The organism is Paracidovorax cattleyae (assembly GCF_900104515.1).
In the GTDB taxonomy this organism is placed as follows: domain Bacteria; phylum Pseudomonadota; class Gammaproteobacteria; order Burkholderiales; family Burkholderiaceae_C; genus Paracidovorax; species Paracidovorax cattleyae.
In genome coordinates, this window is record NZ_FNJL01000004.1 from 184,488 (window position 1) to 203,253 (window position 18,766).

At 66.1% G+C, this 18,766-nt stretch carries 18 protein-coding genes and 1 riboswitch; of the genes, 9 read left to right on the forward strand and 9 right to left on the reverse strand.

All coding sequences use genetic code 11. The annotated features are described in order from the left end of the window. Positions 1–9: 9 nt before the first annotated feature. Genes BLR05_RS04825 through BLR05_RS04835 form a run of 3 tightly spaced genes read right to left on the reverse strand, consistent with a single transcriptional unit; the run spans position 10 to position 2,955 of the window. A complete protein-coding gene (locus BLR05_RS04825; protein ID WP_092832689.1) occupies positions 10–1,038 on the reverse strand; it encodes a DctP family TRAP transporter solute-binding subunit in 1,029 nt (342 codons plus the stop codon). Between the two features lie 52 nt (positions 1,039–1,090). Then, on the reverse strand, positions 1,091–2,389 hold the full coding sequence (locus BLR05_RS04830; RefSeq protein ID WP_092832690.1) for a TRAP transporter large permease: 1,299 nt from the start codon (positions 2,387–2,389) through the stop codon (positions 1,091–1,093). After that, on the reverse strand, positions 2,386–2,955 hold the full coding sequence (locus BLR05_RS04835) for a TRAP transporter small permease (RefSeq protein WP_192883807.1): 570 nt from the start codon (positions 2,953–2,955) through the stop codon (positions 2,386–2,388). The genes BLR05_RS04830 and BLR05_RS04835 overlap by 4 nt, the downstream gene beginning before the upstream one ends. A gap of 190 nt (positions 2,956–3,145) precedes the next feature. Here BLR05_RS04835 and BLR05_RS04840 point away from each other — a divergent pair, with 190 nt between their 5' ends. From BLR05_RS04840 to BLR05_RS04875, 8 genes are all read left to right on the forward strand, one after another. Next, positions 3,146–4,084 (forward strand): LysR substrate-binding domain-containing protein, encoded by a 939-nt coding sequence (locus tag BLR05_RS04840; RefSeq protein WP_092832691.1) that lies wholly within the window; start codon positions 3,146–3,148, stop codon positions 4,082–4,084. 182 nt (positions 4,085–4,266) lie between these two features. After that, positions 4,267–5,157: an amino acid ABC transporter substrate-binding protein gene (locus BLR05_RS04845; RefSeq protein ID WP_092832692.1), complete on the forward strand. Its 891-nt coding sequence runs from the start codon at positions 4,267–4,269 to the stop codon at positions 5,155–5,157. A 120-nt stretch (positions 5,158–5,277) separates the two neighbouring features. Continuing rightward, positions 5,278–6,180 carry an amino acid ABC transporter substrate-binding protein gene (locus BLR05_RS04850; protein ID WP_092832693.1) on the forward strand — a complete coding sequence of 301 codons (903 nt, stop codon included), beginning with the start codon at positions 5,278–5,280 and terminating at the stop codon, positions 6,178–6,180. Between the two features lie 125 nt (positions 6,181–6,305). Next, positions 6,306–7,037 (forward strand): amino acid ABC transporter permease, encoded by a 732-nt coding sequence (locus BLR05_RS04855; protein WP_092832694.1) that lies wholly within the window; start codon positions 6,306–6,308, stop codon positions 7,035–7,037. 1 nt (position 7,038) lies between these two features. Beyond that, the gene (locus tag BLR05_RS04860; RefSeq protein WP_092832695.1) at positions 7,039–7,731 is read left to right on the forward strand and encodes an amino acid ABC transporter permease; all 693 of its coding nucleotides are present in this window, start codon (positions 7,039–7,041) and stop codon (positions 7,729–7,731) included. A 32-nt stretch (positions 7,732–7,763) separates the two neighbouring features. After that, a complete protein-coding gene (locus tag BLR05_RS04865; RefSeq protein ID WP_092832696.1) occupies positions 7,764–8,501 on the forward strand; it encodes an amino acid ABC transporter ATP-binding protein in 738 nt (245 codons plus the stop codon). Between the two features lie 242 nt (positions 8,502–8,743). Further along, a complete protein-coding gene (locus tag BLR05_RS04870; protein WP_353615659.1) occupies positions 8,744–9,178 on the forward strand; it encodes a hypothetical protein in 435 nt (144 codons plus the stop codon). A 157-nt stretch (positions 9,179–9,335) separates the two neighbouring features. Then, positions 9,336–10,295, forward strand: coding sequence for a tripartite tricarboxylate transporter substrate binding protein (locus tag BLR05_RS04875; RefSeq protein ID WP_092832698.1), 960 nt, complete (start codon positions 9,336–9,338; stop codon positions 10,293–10,295). A 28-nt stretch (positions 10,296–10,323) separates the two neighbouring features. Here BLR05_RS04875 and BLR05_RS04880 read toward each other — a convergent pair whose 3' ends face one another. From BLR05_RS04880 to BLR05_RS04905, 6 genes are all read right to left on the reverse strand, one after another. Further along, the gene (locus tag BLR05_RS04880) at positions 10,324–11,226 is read right to left on the reverse strand and encodes an HAD-IIB family hydrolase (RefSeq protein ID WP_092832699.1); all 903 of its coding nucleotides are present in this window, start codon (positions 11,224–11,226) and stop codon (positions 10,324–10,326) included. Positions 11,227–11,326: 100 nt separating this feature from the next. Next, positions 11,327–12,340, reverse strand: a complete 1,014-nt coding sequence (locus BLR05_RS04885) for a glycosyltransferase family 2 protein (protein ID WP_092832700.1) — start codon at positions 12,338–12,340, stop codon at positions 11,327–11,329. Further along, positions 12,337–12,690: an EamA family transporter gene (locus tag BLR05_RS04890; protein ID WP_092832701.1), complete on the reverse strand. Its 354-nt coding sequence runs from the start codon at positions 12,688–12,690 to the stop codon at positions 12,337–12,339. Before BLR05_RS04890 ends, BLR05_RS04885 begins: the two co-directional genes overlap by 4 nt. A gap of 52 nt (positions 12,691–12,742) precedes the next feature. Beyond that, complete coding sequence (locus BLR05_RS04895) at positions 12,743–14,179, reverse strand: hypothetical protein (RefSeq protein WP_244160044.1); 1,437 nt, start codon at positions 14,177–14,179, stop codon at positions 12,743–12,745. Beyond that, positions 14,142–15,770, reverse strand: a complete 1,629-nt coding sequence (locus BLR05_RS04900) for a peptide chain release factor 3 (RefSeq protein ID WP_092832752.1) — start codon at positions 15,768–15,770, stop codon at positions 14,142–14,144. Before BLR05_RS04900 ends, BLR05_RS04895 begins: the two co-directional genes overlap by 38 nt. Positions 15,771–15,946: 176 nt before the next feature. Beyond that, positions 15,947–16,984 (reverse strand): acyltransferase family protein, encoded by a 1,038-nt coding sequence (locus BLR05_RS04905; RefSeq protein WP_092832703.1) that lies wholly within the window; start codon positions 16,982–16,984, stop codon positions 15,947–15,949. A 97-nt stretch (positions 16,985–17,081) separates the two neighbouring features. Continuing rightward, a riboswitch (S-adenosyl-L-homocysteine riboswitch) is annotated at positions 17,082–17,177 on the forward strand. Between the two features lie 69 nt (positions 17,178–17,246). Here BLR05_RS04905 and ahcY point away from each other — a divergent pair. Further along, entirely contained in the window at positions 17,247–18,677 is a 1,431-nt protein-coding gene (gene ahcY, locus BLR05_RS04910; protein ID WP_092832704.1) for an adenosylhomocysteinase, read from the forward strand. Positions 18,678–18,766 lie beyond the last annotated feature (89 nt).

Here is an 18,766-nt window from a genome sequence, read left to right on the forward strand (position 1 = left end):
CGATCCGGGCTATTTCTTGGCCACCGCCTTTTCTGCCGCGTCCACCAGGTCGGCGCCGATCTGGCCCTTCCACTTGTCGAAGACCGGGCGGGTGGCCTGCACGAAGGCCTGGCGCTCCTGCGGGCCGAGCTGTGTCACGGTGACGCCGTGGCTGGCGATCTCCTTGAGCAGGGGCTTGTCGGCCTCGACCATGCCCTTGCGCGCGATGGCGATCTGCTCCTTGCCGGCGTCGATGGCGGCCTGGCGCACGATCTCGCGGTCCGCGGGCGTCCAGGAATTCCAGATGTCCTTGTTCACCACGAAGATGAGCGGATCGTTCATGTAGCCCCACATGGTGACGTACTTCTGCGCCACGGTGTAGAGCTTGGCCGCCATGTACACCGACACGGGGTTCTCCTGCCCGTCCACGGCGCCGCTCGCCATGGCGGGCTGGGCATCGGCCCAGCTCATCTGGGTGGGGTTGGCGCCCAGCGCCGTGAAGGTGTCGAGGAACAGCGGCGAACCGACCACGCGGATCTTCAGGCCCTTGAGGTCGGCGGGTGTCTTGATCGGACGCTTGGAGTTGGAGATTTCGCGGTAGCCATTCTCGCCCCACGCGAGCGGCACCACGCCGGCCTTGTCGAGCGTCTGGAAGATGCTCTTGCCGACCTCGCCCTGCGTGACCGCGTCCACCGAGGCGTAGTCGGGGAAGAGGAAGGGCAGGGAGAAGAGGTTGAGGGCCTTGACCTGCGGCGACCAGTTGATGGTGGAGCCCACGGCCATGTCGATCACGCCCTGGCGCAGCGCGCTGAACTCGCGGGTCTGGTCGCCCTGGATGAGCGAGACGCCCGGATAGAGCTTGATGTTGATGCTGCCCTGCGTGCGCTCGCGCACCTTGTTCGCCCAGAGCTCGCCGCCCTTGCCCCACGGGAAGGCGGTGCCCAGCACCAGCGACATCCGGTATTCGCTCTTGTAGTTCTGCGCGGCGGCCGGTGCCGCGCTGAACGCGAGGGCGGCCGCGGCGGCCACGGCGGTGGCGAGGAAGGTGCGCAGTTGCATGGATGGTCTCCTGTTCGTCGTCGATTTCGTCAAAGGGAAAAACGCGCGGGCTTCAATAGCCCAGGCGTGCCGGAAGCCAGAGGGCCAGTTGCGGAAAGGCGATGACGGCCACCATCACGAGGAACATGGCCAGCAGCATGGGGCCCACCCAGCGCACCGTGGACTCCATGCGCACGCCCGCGATGCGGCAGGACACCATGAGGTTCACGGCCAGCGGTGGCGTGAACTGGCCGAGCGCTACCTTCAGGGTGAGGATCACGCCGAACCAGACGGGGTCCCACTGGTAGTGCTGCATGATGGGCAGGAGCAGCGGCACGAAGATCAGGAAGATCGAGATGCCGTCCAGGAACATGCCCACGGTGATCAGCAGCAGGATCAGCAGCGCGAGCACACCCCATTCGCCGAGGCCCGAGTGCACGATGGCGTTGGCGATCGGATCGATCACGCCGAGCGTGGACAGCGAGAACGCGAAGATGCCTGCCAGCGAGACCACCAGCAGGATCACTGCCGAGAGCTCGCCGGCCTCGCGCAGGATCGGGAACAGATCGCGCAGGCCGATGGTGCGGTGGATGCACATGCCCACGAAGAGGCCGTAGAACACCGCGACCACTGCCGCCTCGGTGGGCGTGAACCAGCCCGCGCGCATGCCGCCGAGGATGACCACCGGCGCGGCCAGGCCCCAGGAGGCTTCGCGCAGGCTCTTCCAGAACGGGGGGCGGGGCATCGTGGCCTCCAGCGCGCCCATGCGGTGGCGGCGCGCCAGCCAGACCGCGGGCACCACCAGCGCGATTCCCGCGAGCACGCCGGGCACCATGCCAGCAGCGAACAGGGCGGGCACGGAGGCGCCGGGCACGAGCACCGAGTAGATGATGAAGGCGACGGAGGGCGGGATCAGGATGTCGGTGGCCGCCGCCGCGCCGACCACGCTGGCCGAGAACGAGCCCGGGTAGCCCGCGCGCGACATGGCAGCGATCATCACGCCGCCCACGGCCGCGGCGTTCGCCGGCCCGGAGCCCGAAATGCCGCCCAGGAACATCGCCACCGCGATGGCCACCAGCGGCAGCATGCCCGGGCCGCGGCCGACGATGGCGACCGCGAAGTTCACCAGGCGAAGCGCCACGCCGGAGCGGTCGAAGATCGATCCGACCAGCACGAACATGGGAATCGCGAGCAGGGGGTACTTGCCGAGCCCTGCATAGAAGTTCTGCGGCACGGCCAGCAGCCCGAACCAGGGTGCGTCGGCGTTGGCGATGGCGATGGCGGCGGTACCGGCCAGGCCGAGCGCGGCGCCGATCGGCACGCCGGCGGCCATCATGCCCAGGAAGACCGCGAAGAGCAGCGCCGCGATCATGGCCGGGCACCCGGTGTGCCGGCTGCCGCGTCCTGGCGGCGGAAGAGGCCGAGGGCGCGCAGCGTGATCAGCGCCGACAGCAGCGGCAGCCAGGCGGAGTACCACCACTGCGGCACCCCGATGCCCGGCGATGTCTCGCCGAAGCGCCAGTCGTCCCACGTGACCCGGGCGCTGAGCACGGCGATGCCTGCGAACAGGACCGCGACCGAAAGGGCCCCGAACCGGGCGAGGCGCCGCCGGCGCGCCGCGGAGCCGCCCTCGGCGAAATACTCGATGCGGATGTGCACGTCCCGCGCCACTGCGGCCGAGCCTGCCACCAGCGCCAGCACGATCATCAGGAAGACGGAGATCTCCTCGGTCCAGGCAAAGGAGGAGTTGGTGAAATGACGGACGAGCACGTTGGCGAACGTGATGAGCGCCAGCAGGGCCATGATGGCCACGGTCAGGCAGTCCTCGAAGCGCAGCGAGCGCTCGGTGGCGGTATCCGCGGAAGGCGGGGGGGCCACGGGCGCGGTGGGGGCGGCGGAAGCATCGGCTTCTGCGTCGGGTGGCAGGGATTCGGGCATGGGGGGCGGCGGGCGGACGGAGGACGGCTGCGGTCCGGTGTCCGCGGCGTGGTGGGCCCCGGGCTGGACGGTCGATGGCGCCGGGTAGGCGCAGGCGAGCATTGTGCAACCGGATGTATGCGAATCCGGTGCAGGATTTCCCGAAGTGCACGCGGCCGTGCGGACGCCGCGGAGCCGATAATGGCGCCCCATGGAAACCAAGTGGCTCGAGGACTTTGTCAGCCTCGCGGAGACGCGCAGCTTCAGCCGGTCGGCGCAGCTGCGTCACGTAACCCAGCCCGCGTTCTCGCGGCGCATCCAGGCCCTGGAAGCCTGGGCAGGAACCGATCTGGTGGATCGCAGTTCCTATCCCACCCGGCTCACGCCGGCGGGCAAGACCCTGTACGAGGAAGCGCTGGACGTGCTGCAGTCGCTGCAGAACACCCGGGCCATGCTGAGGGCGCACACCAGCGCCGACAAGGACATGGTCGAGTTCGCGGTTCCGCATACGCTCGCCTTCACCTTCTTTCCCGCCTGGCTCTCCGGCCTGCGCGAGCGCTTCGGGCCGGTGAAGAGCCGGCTGATCGCCCTGAACGTGCACGATGCGGTGCTGCGCCTGGTGGAAGGGGGCTGCGACCTTCTGATCGCCTACCACCATCCCTCGCAGCCCCTGCAGCTGGATTCCGACCGGTACGAGATGCTCACGCTGGGGCAGGAGATCCTGTCGCCGTATGCCCGGGCGGACGCCGATGGCCGGCCGCTCTACGCGCTGCCGGGCGAACCGGCCCATCCGCTGCCCTACCTGGGCTATGCGCCCGGGGCCTACCTGGGCCGGGTGACGGAACTCATCCTCAAGCAGTCCGGCATCCCCATCCACCTGGACCGCGTGTACGAGACCGACATGGCCGAAGGCCTGAAGGCCATGGCGCTGGAAGGTCACGGCGTCGCCTTTCTGCCGCACAGTGCGGTGAAGAAGGAACTGCGCTCGCGCCGGCTGGCGAGCGCGGTGCGCGAGGGCATGCCGGACATGCAGATGTCGATGGAAGTGCGTGCCTACCGGCAGAAGTCCTCCGGCAAGGAGCGCGCCAAGGGGACGGTGGAATCCCTGTGGGCTTACCTGCAGGCCCATGGCACCGACAAGCCGCTGTAGCATGCGCTGGCTTGGTTATGTCTTGATTGCATGATGTAATCCTGCAATCGGCATTGGAAAGTGGTGGGGACAGGACTTACAGTCCCGACCGGTTCCAGGCAGCAGTTACTGAACTGCAGTCAAAAGAGATGCCCAGCTGGCGCGGTTTTTGCGTTGGTTCGTATTCCATGCCGAGACAAACCATGAATCCTGTTCGCCCGTGGCGTACCCTCCTGGGGATGGCCTCACTCTGCTGTGCCGTGGCCTCCCATGCGGGAGTCCTGGAGCGCATCGCTTCGGGCGGCAAGCTGGTCGTGGCGTACCGGGACGCGGCTTCTCCCTTCGCCTTCAAGGATGCCGCGGGGCGACCGGCCGGCTATGCCGTGGAGCTGTGCCAGCGGGTGGCGGATGCCGTGCGCCGCAAGACGGGCCGCAAGGACATGGACATCGCCTACGTCCCGGTGGACCTCGGCAACCGGATGGACGCCATCACCCGGGGACGGGCCGACCTCGAATGCGGCTCCACCACCAACAATGCGGAGCGCCGGCAGATCGTCGCGTTCACCATTCCACACTTCATCACCGGCACCCGCCTGTTGGTCAAGGCATCGAGCCCGCTCGACCGCATCGAGGACATGGGCGGGCACAAGCTGGTGTCCACCCGCGGCACGACCGCGCTGCGGGCCGTGCAGCAACTCAACCGCGAGCGCGCCCTGCAGATCAACGTGATCGAGTCACCGGACGACCAGCGGGCCGTGGAGATGGTGGAAAAGGGCGAGGCCGATGCCTTCGCGATGGACGACGTGCTGCTCTACGCGTTCGCCGCGGGCCGCCCCGACCCCAAGGCGCTGAAAGTGGTCGGCAAGTTCGTCACGGCCGAGGCGCTGGCCATCATGCTGCCCAAGGGCGATCCTGAATTCAAGAAGGTGGTGGACGACGAGATGCGCCGGCTCATCACGAGCCGCGAGATCCATCCCATCTACGACAAGTGGTTCCTCCAGCCCATCCCGCCCTCCAACCGGGCACTGAACTTGCCTGTCAGCTACCTGCTGCGGGAGTTCTGGAAATACCCCTCGGACCAGGTTCCGTTCTGACGCAGGCCTCCGGGCACGCGCGTTTCCCCCATTCGGGATATTCCCTGCAACGGCGAGTGCCTTGCCTGCGTCTATCTAGAATGACCCCTTCCCTTGTATCCATAAGCTAAGGAGATCGTGATGAAGAAACAATTGTTGGCAGTTGCCGTGATGGCGCTCGCTGCGGGCGGCGCGTTCGCCCAGTCGAACGACACGCTGGCCAGGATCAAGGCCTCCGGCACCATTACCGAGGGCGTGCGCGAGTCTTCCGGTCTCTCCTACACCCTGGGCGACGGCAAGTACACCGGCTTCCATTACGACGTCTGCGCCCGCGTGATCTCCGACGTGCAGAAGCAGCTCGGCCTGGCCAAGCTGGAAACCAAGTACCAGCCCGTGACCTCGCAGAACCGCATCCCCCTGGTGCAGAACGGTACCGTGGACATCGAGTGCGGCTCGACCACCAACAACCAGGCGCGCCAGAAGGATGTGGCCTTCGCCGTGACCACCTACGTGGAAGAAGTGCGTATCGCCGTCAAGGCCAACTCCGGCATTGCCGGCATCAAGGACCTGAACGGCAAGACCATCGCCACGACGACCGGCACCACCTCGGTGCAGACCTTGCGCAAGAACAAGCGCGCCGACGGCCTGACGTTCAAGGAAGTGTTCGGCAAGGACCATTCCGACAGCTTCCTGCTGCTGGAGTCGGGCCGTGCGGACGCCTTCATCATGGACGGTTCCATCCTCGCGTCCAACATCGCCAAGTCCAAGGCTCCCAACGACTTCAAGATCGTCGGCGAAACGCTGAGCGTGGAGCCCATCGCGATCATGATCCGCAAGGACGACCCGGCCTTCAAGAAGGCCGTGGACGACAGCCTGAAGGGCATGATGAAGTCGGGCGAGATGGCCAAGCTCTACGACAAGTGGTTCATGCAGCCCATCCCGCCGAACAACGTGAAGATCGGCCTGCCGGTGAGCGAAGCCACCAAGGCCGCGTGGGCGAACCCCAACGACAAGCCCATGGAGGAATACACGCTCAAGGATTGATGCGCACGGACCTGTCCGCTCCTGCGAACGCCCACCTCGCCGGTGGGCGTTTGCTTGTTGTCCCGCTGCGGTGGGCGGACGGCCGTCGGATTTCAGGACGTATGACGATTTGAGAAGGAATTCCCATGGGATCGAATTGGGATTGGCAGGTCTTCCTGCAGGACCCGGGGGGCGATTATCCGACCTACCTCCAGTGGATGCTCTCGGCCTGGGGCTGGACCGTGTCGGTGGCCCTGCTGGCGCTGGTGATCGCGCTGGTGGCCGGCTCGGTCATCGGCACGCTGCGCACGCTGCCGGACAACAAGTTTCTGACCGGCTTCGGGAATGCGTGGGTGGAGCTGTTCCGCAACATTCCCCTGCTGGTGCAGATCTTCCTGTGGTATCACGTGGTGCCGGCCATCTTCCCGGTGATGAAGAGCGTTTCCGGCTTCGTCCTCGTGGTGCTGGCGCTGGGATTCTTCACGTCCGCACGGATCGCCGAGCAGGTGCGCTCGGGCATCCAGGCCCTGCCGCGCGGCCAGCGCTACGCCGGCATGGCTTTGGGCTTCACCACGGTGCAGTACTACCGCTACGTGCTTCTGCCCATGGCATTCCGCATCATCCTGCCGCCGCTGACCAGCGAGACGATGAACATCTTCAAGAACTCGTCGGTGGCTTTCGCCGTGTCGGTGACCGAGCTGACCATGTTCGCCATGCAGGCGCAGGAGGAGACCTCGCGCGGCATCGAAATCTACCTGGCGGTGACGGGGCTCTACGTCGTCTCGGCGTTCGCCATCAACCGCATCATGGCCTTCATCGAAAAGCGTGCGCGCGTCCCGGGCTTCATCGTCGCTGGCGGCACGGGGGGAGGCCACTGACATGATGAATCTCGACTTTTCCTTCTACAGCTGGGACATCATCAGCAAGTTCGTCGTCAAGGGCTTCTATTTCAGCATCATGCTGACGCTGATCGCCACGATCGGCGGCATCCTGCTGGGCACCGTGCTGGCGCTGATGCGCCTCTCGGGCAGGAAGTGGCTGGACGTGCCGGCCACCATCTACGTCAACGGCATGCGCAGCATTCCGCTGGTGATGGTGATCCTGTGGTTCTTCCTGCTGGTGCCGGCTTCGTTCTACGCGGCCCTGCCCGGCGGGATCGGCTCGAGCTACCGCTCCGAGCTGTCGGCCATCATCACCTTCATCGCCTTCGAGGCGGCGTACTTCAGCGAGATCATGCGGGCCGGCATCCAGTCCATTTCGCGCGGCCAGGTGTTCGCAGGCCAGGCGCTGGGCATGACCTACGGCCAGAACATGAAAATCGTGATCCTGCCACAGGCGTTCCGCAACATGCTGCCGGTGCTGCTGACGCAGACCATCATCCTGTTCCAGGACACGTCGCTCGTGTATGCCATCGGCGCCTACGACATGCTCAAGGGCTTCGAGACCGCAGGCAAGAACTACGGCCGCCCGATCGAGGCCTACCTGCTGGCCGCGGTCGTGTACTTCATCATGTGCTTCGCGCTCTCGTGGGCGGTGAAGCGACTGCACCGCAAGATCGCCATCATCCGCTGACCCGTGCGGCAAGTGAGTGAGGAATAAAGCAAATGATTGAACTCAAGAACGTTTCCAAGTGGTATGGCAGCTTCCAGGTGCTGAGCGACTGCTCCACCAGCATCCGCAAGGGTGAAGTGGTGGTCGTGTGCGGCCCCTCGGGCTCGGGCAAGTCCACGCTGATCAAGACGATCAACGCGCTGGAGCCCATCCAGAAGGGCGAGATCTATGTCAACGGTGTGGCCATCCACGACCCGAAGACCAACCTGCCCAAGCTGCGCAGCCAGGTCGGCATGGTGTTCCAGCACTTCGAGCTGTTCCCGCACCTGTCGGTGACGGAGAACCTCACGATCGCCCAGATCAAGGTGCTGGGGCGCCGCGCCGACGAGGCGAAGCAGCGCGGCCTCAAGATGCTCGACCGCGTGGGCCTGTCCGCGCACAAGGACAAGTTCCCGGGCCAGCTGTCCGGCGGGCAGCAGCAGCGCGTGGCGATCGCGCGCGCGCTGTCGATGGACCCCATCGTGATGCTCTTCGACGAGCCCACCTCGGCCCTCGACCCGGAAATGGTCGGCGAGGTGCTGGACGTGATGGTGAGCCTGGCCAACGAAGGCATGACCATGATGTGCGTGACCCACGAGATGGGCTTCGCACGCAAGGTGAGCAACCGCGTCATCTTCATGGACGTGGGCGGCAAGATCCTGGAGGATTGCTCCAAGGACGACTTCTTCAACAATCCCGATGCGCGGCAGCCCCGCACGAAGGACTTTCTCAACAAGATCCTGCAGCACTGAGGCGGGCGCGGCGACAGCCGCGCTGCGCACCAGCGGACGGGAGCCATCCCGGCCCGTGAACCGAAGAAGGCGCCCTCCGGGCGCTTTTTTTTGCCTGGGCCGGCTCCCCGGGCGCGATGGCCCCGGGGGCGGAGCGGTCCTGCTTGCCCTCCGGTGCCGGCCACGGGATGATGGGCATCCTGGATCCCCCTGCCCCGCTGACCGCTCCCGACCCCATTCCCGCCCGACCCCGGCCCCCGACCATGACCTCCCCCGAATCGTCTGCTGATGCCCCCGTCCCGGATGCTGGGGGGCTGGCCGATGGTTTCGCCGTTGCCGGGCGGGTGGTGTTCCGGCATCGCGACGCTCCGCCCCAGCCGGCCTTCGGCGCGCCCTGCAATGGCTGTGGTCTGTGCTGCCTGGCAGAGCCGTGCCCGCTGGGCATGGTGGTCTCGCGCCGCCGCAGCGGGCCGTGCGCGGCATTGCGGTGGAGCCCGGGCACGGCTCCGGGCATCGCCGGCCGCTATGTCTGCGGCCTGGTGGCGGACCCGGCCGCCGTCACCGGCTGGCGCCGCGCCTGGGCGCTGCGCTGGATGGCCCGGCTGGCCCGGCGGTGGATCGCGGCCGGGCAGGGATGCGACGCTCCGCCGCTGCAGGTGGCGCCCGTGCCGGTCCATCGCACCGACCGCGACCGTTGATCCGGCTGCCGGTGGGCTTCCGGGCGCCGAGGTCGCACTCCAGCGTGACGCGCGGGTGACAGTGGGTCAGGGTTTGCGGTGTTGGCACGCCGGGCGGGCTGCGCTGCAATGCCCCGAGCCATTTTCTTTCTTCCGTTTTCGTTCAGGAGTCACGTACATGCAGCGACGTCGTTGGATCCAGTGGGGCGCCGCCGCCCTCGCGCCCGCCCTTGCGGCTCGGGCCCAGGGCTTTCCCGCGCGCCCCGTCAAGCTGGTCGTCGCCTTCCCCGCGGGCGGGCCCACCGACATCACGATGCGGGTGCTCGCGGAAAACGCATCCAAGGTGCTGGGCCAGCCCGTCATCATCGACAACAAGCCCGGCGCCGGGGGGACGCTGCCCGCGCAGATGCTGCAGTCCTCGCCAGCGGATGGCTACACGGTCGCGCAGATCCCGCTCGGGGTCTTCCGCATGCCCTACACCACGAAGATCAACTGGGACCCCGTCAAGGACATCAGCTACGTGATCAACGTGACGGGCTATGCGTTCGGCGTGGTCGTTCCGGCCGACTCTCCCTTCAAGACCTGGGCGGATTTCGTGGCCTATGCCAGGGCGAATCCCGGCAAGCTCAGCTACGGTTCCACCGGTGCGCTCACGAGCCCGCACCTGACCATGGAGCGGGTGGTGCAGCAACTGGGCCTGCAGCTGCTGCACGTGCCCTACAAGGGCAGCGCGGACCTCATGCAGGGCATCCTGGGCGGACAGCTCATGGCCGCCGCGGACTCCACGGGCTTCGCGCCGCAGGTGGAGGCCGGCAAGCTGCGGGTGCTGAACACCTGGGGCGCGGAGCGGCTTGCCAAGTTCCCGGATGCGCCCACGCTGAAGGAACTGGGCATCGACATCGTGCAGAACTCCCCCTTCGGCATCGGCGCTCCGAAGGGAACGCCCGCGGACGTGGTCCGCCGCCTGCACGACGCCTTCAAGGTCGCCATGGACCAGGAGAACTACCGCAGCGCCCTGGCGCGCTACGACATGGTGCCCATCTACATGGACACGGCGGCGTACCGCCAGTTCGCCCAGGACACCTACTCGCGGGAGAAGGCCATCATCGAGCGGCTGGGGCTGGCCAAACCCGCCTGACTCGCGGCCTCCGCTTCGTGGCCCGCCGTCAGCGGCGCTCCGGCGGCCGGCCGGGCTGCAGTATCGCGCGCGCCACTTCTGCGAAACCGGCGCCGCGCTCCGCGCGCGTGACGTGGCGGGGCCGGTGCGCCAGTTGCGGCACGAACCGCGCGATGTTGGCCACGCCCACGCTGTGCGGGAAGGCCTCGAACATCTTCTGGTCGTTGGTGGAATCGCCCACGTACACCCAGCGCCCGATCTCCTCGTCCAGCGGGCGGCCGAAGAGCTCGCGCACGATCCAGCGTGCGCCTGCGAGCTTGTCGTGGTCGCCGTACCAGCCATTGATGTGGATGCTGCTCACCGTGGCGTGCATGCCCTCGGCGCGCATGCGCCGCACGACGGCATCGATGGCGGCCTGCGGCAGGTGTGTGAATTCGCTGTGGTCGATGGCGATGTCGCACTCCCGCCCGGCGGAGTCGGTGGCCCGGTGGGCACCCGGCACCTCGTTCTCGATCCGCGCCAGCACCTGCTGCATGCGCGCGTATTGCGCCGCGCGCGTGGCCGCGTCCTGCTGGTAGAACTTGCGCAGCGCCGGCTCGCCGGGACCGGTTGGGCGCACCAGCACGCCATCCAGGTGTCCGGCGGCAGCGTCGGCGCCACCAGGGAGGCGCACCATCGCCACCGCGCCGTTCTCCGCCACGATCGCATGGACGGGCCAGGAGAGGGCGAAAGGTTCGCTCCAGCCCGCGGGGCGGCCGGTGACGGGGATGACCATGAGCCCGGCATCCCGGAGCGCCTGCAGCGCGTCCAGCGCGTCGGCCGTGATGGCGCCGTCGGTGGTCAGCGTGTCGTCGATGTCGGTGAAGACGCCGATCAGGTCGCCGGGGGGCTTCCAGAGGGACAGGGGGAGAAGGCCTGCAGCAGCAAGGGCAGGCACGTCGGAGTGGGGCATCTGCGGGTCGTGTAAATGGGCGGTTGCAGTCCACGGAATGGCGGTTTCCCCCGGTGGCGCGGTCCTGCCATCGCGCGCGGCAGGCTGCCGGGTGGACGGCTCAGCAGGACGAGGCGTGGCGGCCGATGTCCGGCTCGCACTCGTCGGCCAGCTGCGGGCTCAGGGGCTCCGTCGGCACGCTGCTCACGTCGTGGTGCAGGAAAGCCACGAGGAACTGGATGCCCACCATGACGGGAAGCGCGGCCAGCATGACGGTGCCACTGGTGGCCGGCTGGTCTCCCATGGCGCTGTGGATCCATTGCCGCGCGCCGAAGATGCTGCCCCAGGCCAGCAGCAGCAGGCCGAAGATGCTGTAGATCGATCCCGCGTTGAAGTCGCGCACGAAATAGCTGTAGCCATAGCGGCGCAGGAAGCGCGAGGCGTGCTTCTTCAGGAATTCGGGCAGCACCTTGCCGATCTTCAGGTTGGATTCTTCATCCGCATACACGGAATCCATCGGCACGTCGCGCACGACGGCGCGCAGGGTGTTGAGGCGGAACAGCATGTCCGTCTCGAAGAAATAGCGCCGCTCGAGCTTGTCGAGCGGCAACTCGCGGAGCACGCTGGTATGGACGGCGGTGTACCCGTTGGTCGGGTCCATGATGGTCCAGTATCCGCAGCTCAGCTTGGTCATGAACGACAGCACGGCATTGCCGAAAAGCCGCACCGGGGGCATGCCGCGCACCGATTCCGGCCGGAAGAAGCGGTTCCCCTTGGTGTAGTCGGCACGGCCCGCCAGGATCGGGCGCACGAAGTGCGGCAGCAGTGCCGGGTCCATCTGCCCGTCGCCGTCGATCTTCACCACGATGTGCATGCCGTCGGCGATCGCCTGGTGGTAGGCGGTCACGATCGCGCCGCCGACGCCGCGGTTTTCCGGATTGAAGAGCACCTGCAAGCGCGGATCGGTGCAGTTCGCCTGGATGAAGGCGCCGCTTCCATCGGGGCAGGCATCGTCCACGGCATAGATGCGTTCCACGGACGCCGGTATCGCGCTGATCACCCCCAGCACGTGCTGCGTGACCTTGTAGCAGGGAATCGCCACCGCGATGGACATCGTGCTGCGGGTCCGCATCATGCCCCGGCCCTCCCGGCCACGGCGATGCCCGCAAGAATCAACGCACCGCCGATGAAGGTCTGCAGGTGCAGCGGCTCGCCCAGGAAGAGCCAGCCCAAGGTCGGAACGATGAGGAAGGCAAGACCCATGAAGGGATAGGCCAGATGCAGGGGCGCGCTGCGCAGCACCCAGATCCATAGCAACGTCGTGAGGCCGTACAGCGCCAGGGCCACGATGAGCCAGCCGTTGAACAGCCAGTCCGTGATCGCGGGTTGCGGTGGCAGCAGCATGGCGGCCTTCTTGAACAGGAGTTGTCCGACGGAGATGCCGAGGACGCACAGAAGCGTCAGGGAAGTCAGTAACAGCGACATAGAAAGTTGGGGTGGAAGGAAGATGTCCGCACAGGGCGGTCGTCCGGGCGCCTCAATGCGCTGCGCCCCTGCCGCGGTGGGCCAGCAATATGGGCAGCAGCGGCATGGCGATCATGAAGAACGGGAGCAAATACCGGTATTCGCCCGCAATGGAGAAGATGAAAATGGCCCCCAGTTGCACAACCATGGGGGTCGCCGCCAGCAGCAGGGCGGCATCCCGCTGCCTCGCGCCTTTGAGGAATGCGCAGAACACCAGGAAAATGCCCAGGAAGGGCGTCCAGAGGAGCCAGCGGTATTCGAAGCTGAACTCGAAGATCCTGTCCGCGATCTTCTCTGCGCCGGTCCACTGGAAGAGCCGGTAGGTCGATTGGGTGTTCAACTGGCGCAGGATGACTTCTGCATATTTCGGCCCCGGGAAGCCTCCCATGGCGAAGGCGGAAACGAAGAAGATGTTCACCCGGCTGCCCAGGAACTTCGGCATGTTGTGCCACAGGTTGTATTTGAAGAACTGCTTCACGACCGCTTTGCTGTCCGCATTCGTCAGGCTCGAGACCCTGGGGCCTTTGGGAGAGAATTGAAGCGGATCCCAGTAGTCCGGGTCGTAGTGGCTCAGATAGACGTCCAGGGAGTTGTACTTCTTCAGCAGTTCGACCGTTTCCGGCATGACCCTCGGCTGTGCAGTCCAGAGGTTCATCGGGCGGGGCTGCAGGAAGTTGACGGTCTCGTAGATGGCCAGCGGGTAGAGCACTCCATGGCCTTTGCTCTTGTGCGCCTGCGATGCTGCCACCAGCAATCCGCACCACACGATCAGGATGGCGCCGAGCCAGCGGCGGCCGGCCTTTTCCACCATCAGGGCCAGCAGGGCCACCGGCAGCAGGAAGATGATGCCGTTCGGCCTGGCGAATGCAGCGAACGGCAGGGTCAGCGCGATCATCGCCACGGAAGCGCGGCTCAGGCTGCGGCGCCGCGCGGTCAACCATATTTCAAAGGTCAGCCCTGCCACGGCGACGGAGTAGATGCCGTCCGGATACAGCGTTTCGATGAAATAGACAGTGTGCGGGGCCAGCGCGATGAACACGAGCAGGAAGATCGTCGTCTTCCGGAAGCCCTGCGTCCAGGACCACGCGAGAATGCGCGAGAAGACCACCGCACAGATCATCATGAGCACCGCAATCGGCACCTCCACCCTCCGGGCGGGCTCATAGAAGATCTTGACGAAGTAGTACCAGAAGACGGGTTTGCCGGACCGGTTCGTGACCGGATCCTGGACTTCCAGCAAGACTCCCAGGCTGTCTTCTCCCAGTACCCCGGGCCAGAACACCATCAGCCACAGGACATAGACGGTCGTCAATATTGCCAGGCACACCACGAACGGGCACCAGTCCGAGGCCGAGCGCCAGTCGGACGTAGAGCCGTCGGTCGCGCCCCCGGTGAGCGGCATGGTGTGTGTCTTAAGCATTGGTTTGCAGTGCAAGTCCCGCGTGTTCACGCAGCGGATGGAAATGGATCTTCGGGAACCGCTCCTGCGCCAGCCGGACGTCGTAGGGGCTGGTGCACAGGTAGGCCAGCGTGTCGGCCGCGTCGTGCGCCATGCGCATCGGGTAGGCGTCCGTGAAGGCCCGCAGCTCCGGCGGCGTGTCCGCCGTGATCCAGCGCGCGCCCGTGTACTGGCAGTTTTCCAGCCGCACGTCGCAGTCGTATTCGGACTTGAGGCGGTGCTGCACGACCTCGAATTGCAGCTGGCCCACGGCGCCCAGCAGCATGTTGCCGCCCGCGTCGGGCTTGAAGACCTGGATCGCGCCTTCCTCGCCCAGCTGGGCCAAACCCTGCTGCAGCTGCTTGGTGCGCAGCGGGTTCTTCAGCACCACGGTCATGAACATCTCGGGCGCGAAGAAGGGCAGGCCGGTGAACTGCAGGCTGGCGCCATCGGTGATGGTGTCGCCCAACTGCACGCCGCCATGCGTGGTGAAACCGATGATGTCGCCCGCGTAGGCCTCTTCCACGGCCTCGCGCCGCTGGCTCATGAAAGTCACCACGCTGGTGGGGCGCAGCTCCTTGGCGGTGCGCTGCACCTTGAGCTTCATGCCCGGGGTGTACCTGCCGGAGGCCACGCGCACGAAGGCGATGCGGTCGCGGTGGTTGGCGTCCATGTTGGCCTGCACCTTGAACACCACGCCGGAAAAGCTCTGCTCCTCGGGCATCACCGTTTTCTCGACGGGCTGCCTGTTGACCACGAGGTTGCTGGTGCGCGGACGCGGCGAGGGCGCGAGGTCCACGAGGGCGTCGAGCACTTCCATCACGCCGAAGTTGTTCACGCCGGAGCCGAAGAACACGGGCGTCTGCTTGCCCGCGAGGAAGGCCTCGTGGTCCCAGGCCGGGGATGCGCCCACGGCCAGCTCCATGCTTTCGAGCGCCTCGTCGAAAGTGGGGCCGAAGCGTGCGCGCAGGGCGTCCGCGTCGCTGAGCGGGATGGTCTCGAAATCCTGTGGGCGGCGCTCGCTGCCGGACTCGAACACCGTCATGGCCTGCGTGCGCAGGTTGATGATGCCGCCGAAGCTCTTGCCCTGTCCCACCGGCCAGGTCATGGGCACGCAGGGCATGCCGAGTTCGCGCTCGACTTCGTCGAGGATGTCCAGGGGCTCGCGCACCTCGCGGTCCATCTTGTTGACGAAGGTGATGATGGGGGTGTCGCGCTGCCGGCAGACTTCGATCAGCCGCCGCGTCTGCGATTCCACGCCGTTCGCCGCGTCGATCACCATGAGCGCGGAGTCCACGGCAGTGAGAACGCGGTAGGTGTCTTCCGAGAAATCCTTGTGGCCGGGCGTGTCCAGCAGGTTCACCACGTGGTCGCGGTAGGCCATCTGCATGACCGACGAGGCCACCGAGATGCCGCGCTGCTTCTCGATTTCCATCCAGTCCGACGTGGCGTGGCGGCTGGCCTTGCGGCCCTTCACGGCGCCGGCGATCTGGATCGCGCCCGAGAACAGGAGCAGCTTTTCCGTGAGCGTGGTCTTGCCCGCGTCAGGGTGGGAAATGATGGCGAACGTGCGGCGGCGCCGTGTTTCGGAAGCGTAGGACACAGTGTTTCTGGTGAAGGCGCGGCGCAGCGCAGGGTCGAAATACGGGCGCTGCGGCTGTGCGCCAATGCACTGCCGCAAGGGGAAAGCAGCCGGGGGAAGTGGCAGTATTCTAGCGGCGGCCCCCGGGCCGGGCCGTTCCCGGCTCGCCGGGGCTGCCATCGCGCCGCCGGCTCCTTTCAGGCTGTGCCCGGAAGCTGTGTCCTCATCCGTGGAGAAAAGCGCTTGAAACGCAAAACCGGCGACTCCACCAGGTGCCATGAAGCGTATCCGGCCACCGCCGCCAGGGCGATCGACAGCAGCAGGCTCGGGATGAAGGGCATGTCCGGGTAGAGCGCATACACCGACTGCTGCACCGGGCATCCGTAGAGGTAGATGCCATATGACGGATCGCCGCCGCGCTGCAGGAAGGCCAGGGAGGGTACGTTCAGCGAGCCCAGGAAAATCAGCAGCGGCGGCAGCAGCAGCAGGCCTGCCGAATGCTCCAGATGCAGGCCGAAGAAGAGCAGAGCGGCCAGGGGGGCGAGCACGAGGATGAGTCGGCCGGAGCAGGCATGGAACTCCTGGCGGAAGACGGCGATGAGCGCGCCGTAGGTGAAATAGGCAGGGTACTCGAACCAGTGCCGCATCTCGCCCGTCAGGTCCGCATTGCGGGCCGTGAGAAAGAATGCGATGTAGGCCAGGCCGGCAACGCATGCGATCGCACGCGACTTGAACACACCCAGCAATCCAGCGCCTGCCAGCACGAGGTAGCACAGGCTTTCCATCGGGATGGTCCACAGGGGGCCGTTCATCAGATGCTTGAGCGGGTTGTTTTCAAAGACGCCGGGCAGGTTGGGGTAGTCCTTGATCAGCAGCAGGTTGCGGAAATAACCGAGCGTTTCAGGATGGGCCAGGAAATCCGCAGCAGGCAGCGAGGTGAAGAAAAGACCGAAGAGGAAAATATTGCTGAACACCGCGACCAGCACCCCCGGCCAGATCCGCATGAAGCGCTTGAAGAGAAACGGCACGATCTGCGGTTGCCGCAGCCAGCTCTGGGTGACCAGATAGCCGCTGATCGTGAAGAAGGTCATCACAGCCACCCCGCCCACCATGTTGGAGTGCAGCCAGGAGGGGGGCGCCGTGCGCGTGATGTGGAAGTGATGGCTGAAGATCACGGCGCTCGCCGCGGCGATGCGCAGCAGATCGAACAGGTTGCTCCTGTGCGGTGTGGACATGGGCGCTGGTTCCTTTGTCGGGCCCTTTCCGGGGGCAGATCCATTTGCAATCGGGGAGTGGCGGGCTGCTGGGGCCCGATCTCCATATAATCCTGGTCATTCCGAGGAGCGTTGCAGCGTCCTTCATCCCGGTACCCGGGTACTGCAGGGACGCGAGGCTCGGATCATCATTTTGCAACGACGCTCGCCCACGCTTTTGTGCGGTGAGTGATCCATTCCCCCTGCATTGCGTGGTTTACACCTTCTTCACCGGAGAAAAACCATGAGCGCAGTTCTCAAGCCCCAGGCCGACCTGGCCATCGCCGACATTTCCCTGGCCGACTGGGGCCGCAAGGAAATCAAGATCGCGGAAACCGAGATGCCTGGCCTGATGGCCATCCGCGAGGAATTCGCGGCGGCGCAGCCCCTGAAGGGCGCGCGCATCACCGGCTCGCTGCACATGACCATCCAGACGGCCGTGCTGATCGAGACGCTGAAGGCCCTGGGTGCCGACGTGCGCTGGGCTTCGTGCAACATCTTCTCCACGCAGGACCATGCCGCCGCTGCCATCGCCGCGGGCGGCACGCCGGTGTTCGCCATCAAGGGCGAATCGCTGGAAGACTACTGGGACTACACCCACCGCATCTTCGACTTCGGCGCCAGGGGCACCCCGGGCGAAGGCCCGAACATGATCCTGGACGACGGCGGCGACGCCACGCTGCTGATGCACCTGGGCCAGCGCGCCGAGAAGGACGCATCGCTCGTGGCCGGCAACGGCGGCAGCGAGGAAGAGCGCATTCTGTTCGCGGCCATCCGCAAGAAGCTGGCAGAAGACCCGACCTGGTACACCCGCAAGTCGGCCGAGATCATCGGCGTGACCGAAGAGACGACCACCGGCGTGCACCGCCTGAACGAGATGTCCGCCAAGGGCACGCTGCTGTTCCGCGCGATCAACGTGAACGACTCGGTCACCAAGTCGAAGTTCGACAACCTCTACGGCTGCCGCGAGTCGCTGGTGGACGGCATCAAGCGCGCCACGGACGTGATGATCGCCGGCAAGGTGGCGCTGGTGGCTGGCTACGGCGACGTGGGCAAGGGTTGCGCCCAGGCCCTGGCCGCCCTGCGCGCCCAGGTGTGGGTGACCGAGATCGACCCCATCAACGCCCTGCAGGCCGCCATGGAAGGCTACAAGGTCGTGACCATGGAGTATGCCGCCGACAAGGCCGATATCTTCGTGACAACCACCGGCAACAAGGACGTGATCCGCCATGAACACATGGTGGCGATGAAGAACGAGGCCATCGTCTGCAACATCGGCCACTTCGACAACGAGATCGACGTCGCCTCGATCGAGAAGTACCAGTGGGAAGAGGTCAAGCCGCAGGTGGACCACGTGATCTTTCCGGACGGCAAGCGCATCACGCTGCTGGCCAAGGGCCGCCTGGTGAACCTGGGCTGCGCCACGGGCCACCCCAGCTTCGTGATGTCGTCCTCCTTCGCCAACCAGACCATCGCGCAGATCGAACTGTTCACCAAGCCCGACGCCTACCAGGCGGGCAAGGTGTACGTGCTGCCCAAGGTGCTGGACGAGAAGGTCGCGCGCCTGCACCTGAAGAAGGTCGGCGCCCAGCTCACCGAGTTGACCGATGCGCAGGCCGCCTATATCGGCGTGAAGAAGGAAGGTCCGTACAAGGCCGATACGTATCGGTACTGACATCCCCCTGAGGCGCTGCGCGCCTTCCCCCTTCTCTCGCCCCGCTGCGCGCGGCGGGAAGGGGGACGACGCCGGTGGCCCGGCGGAGC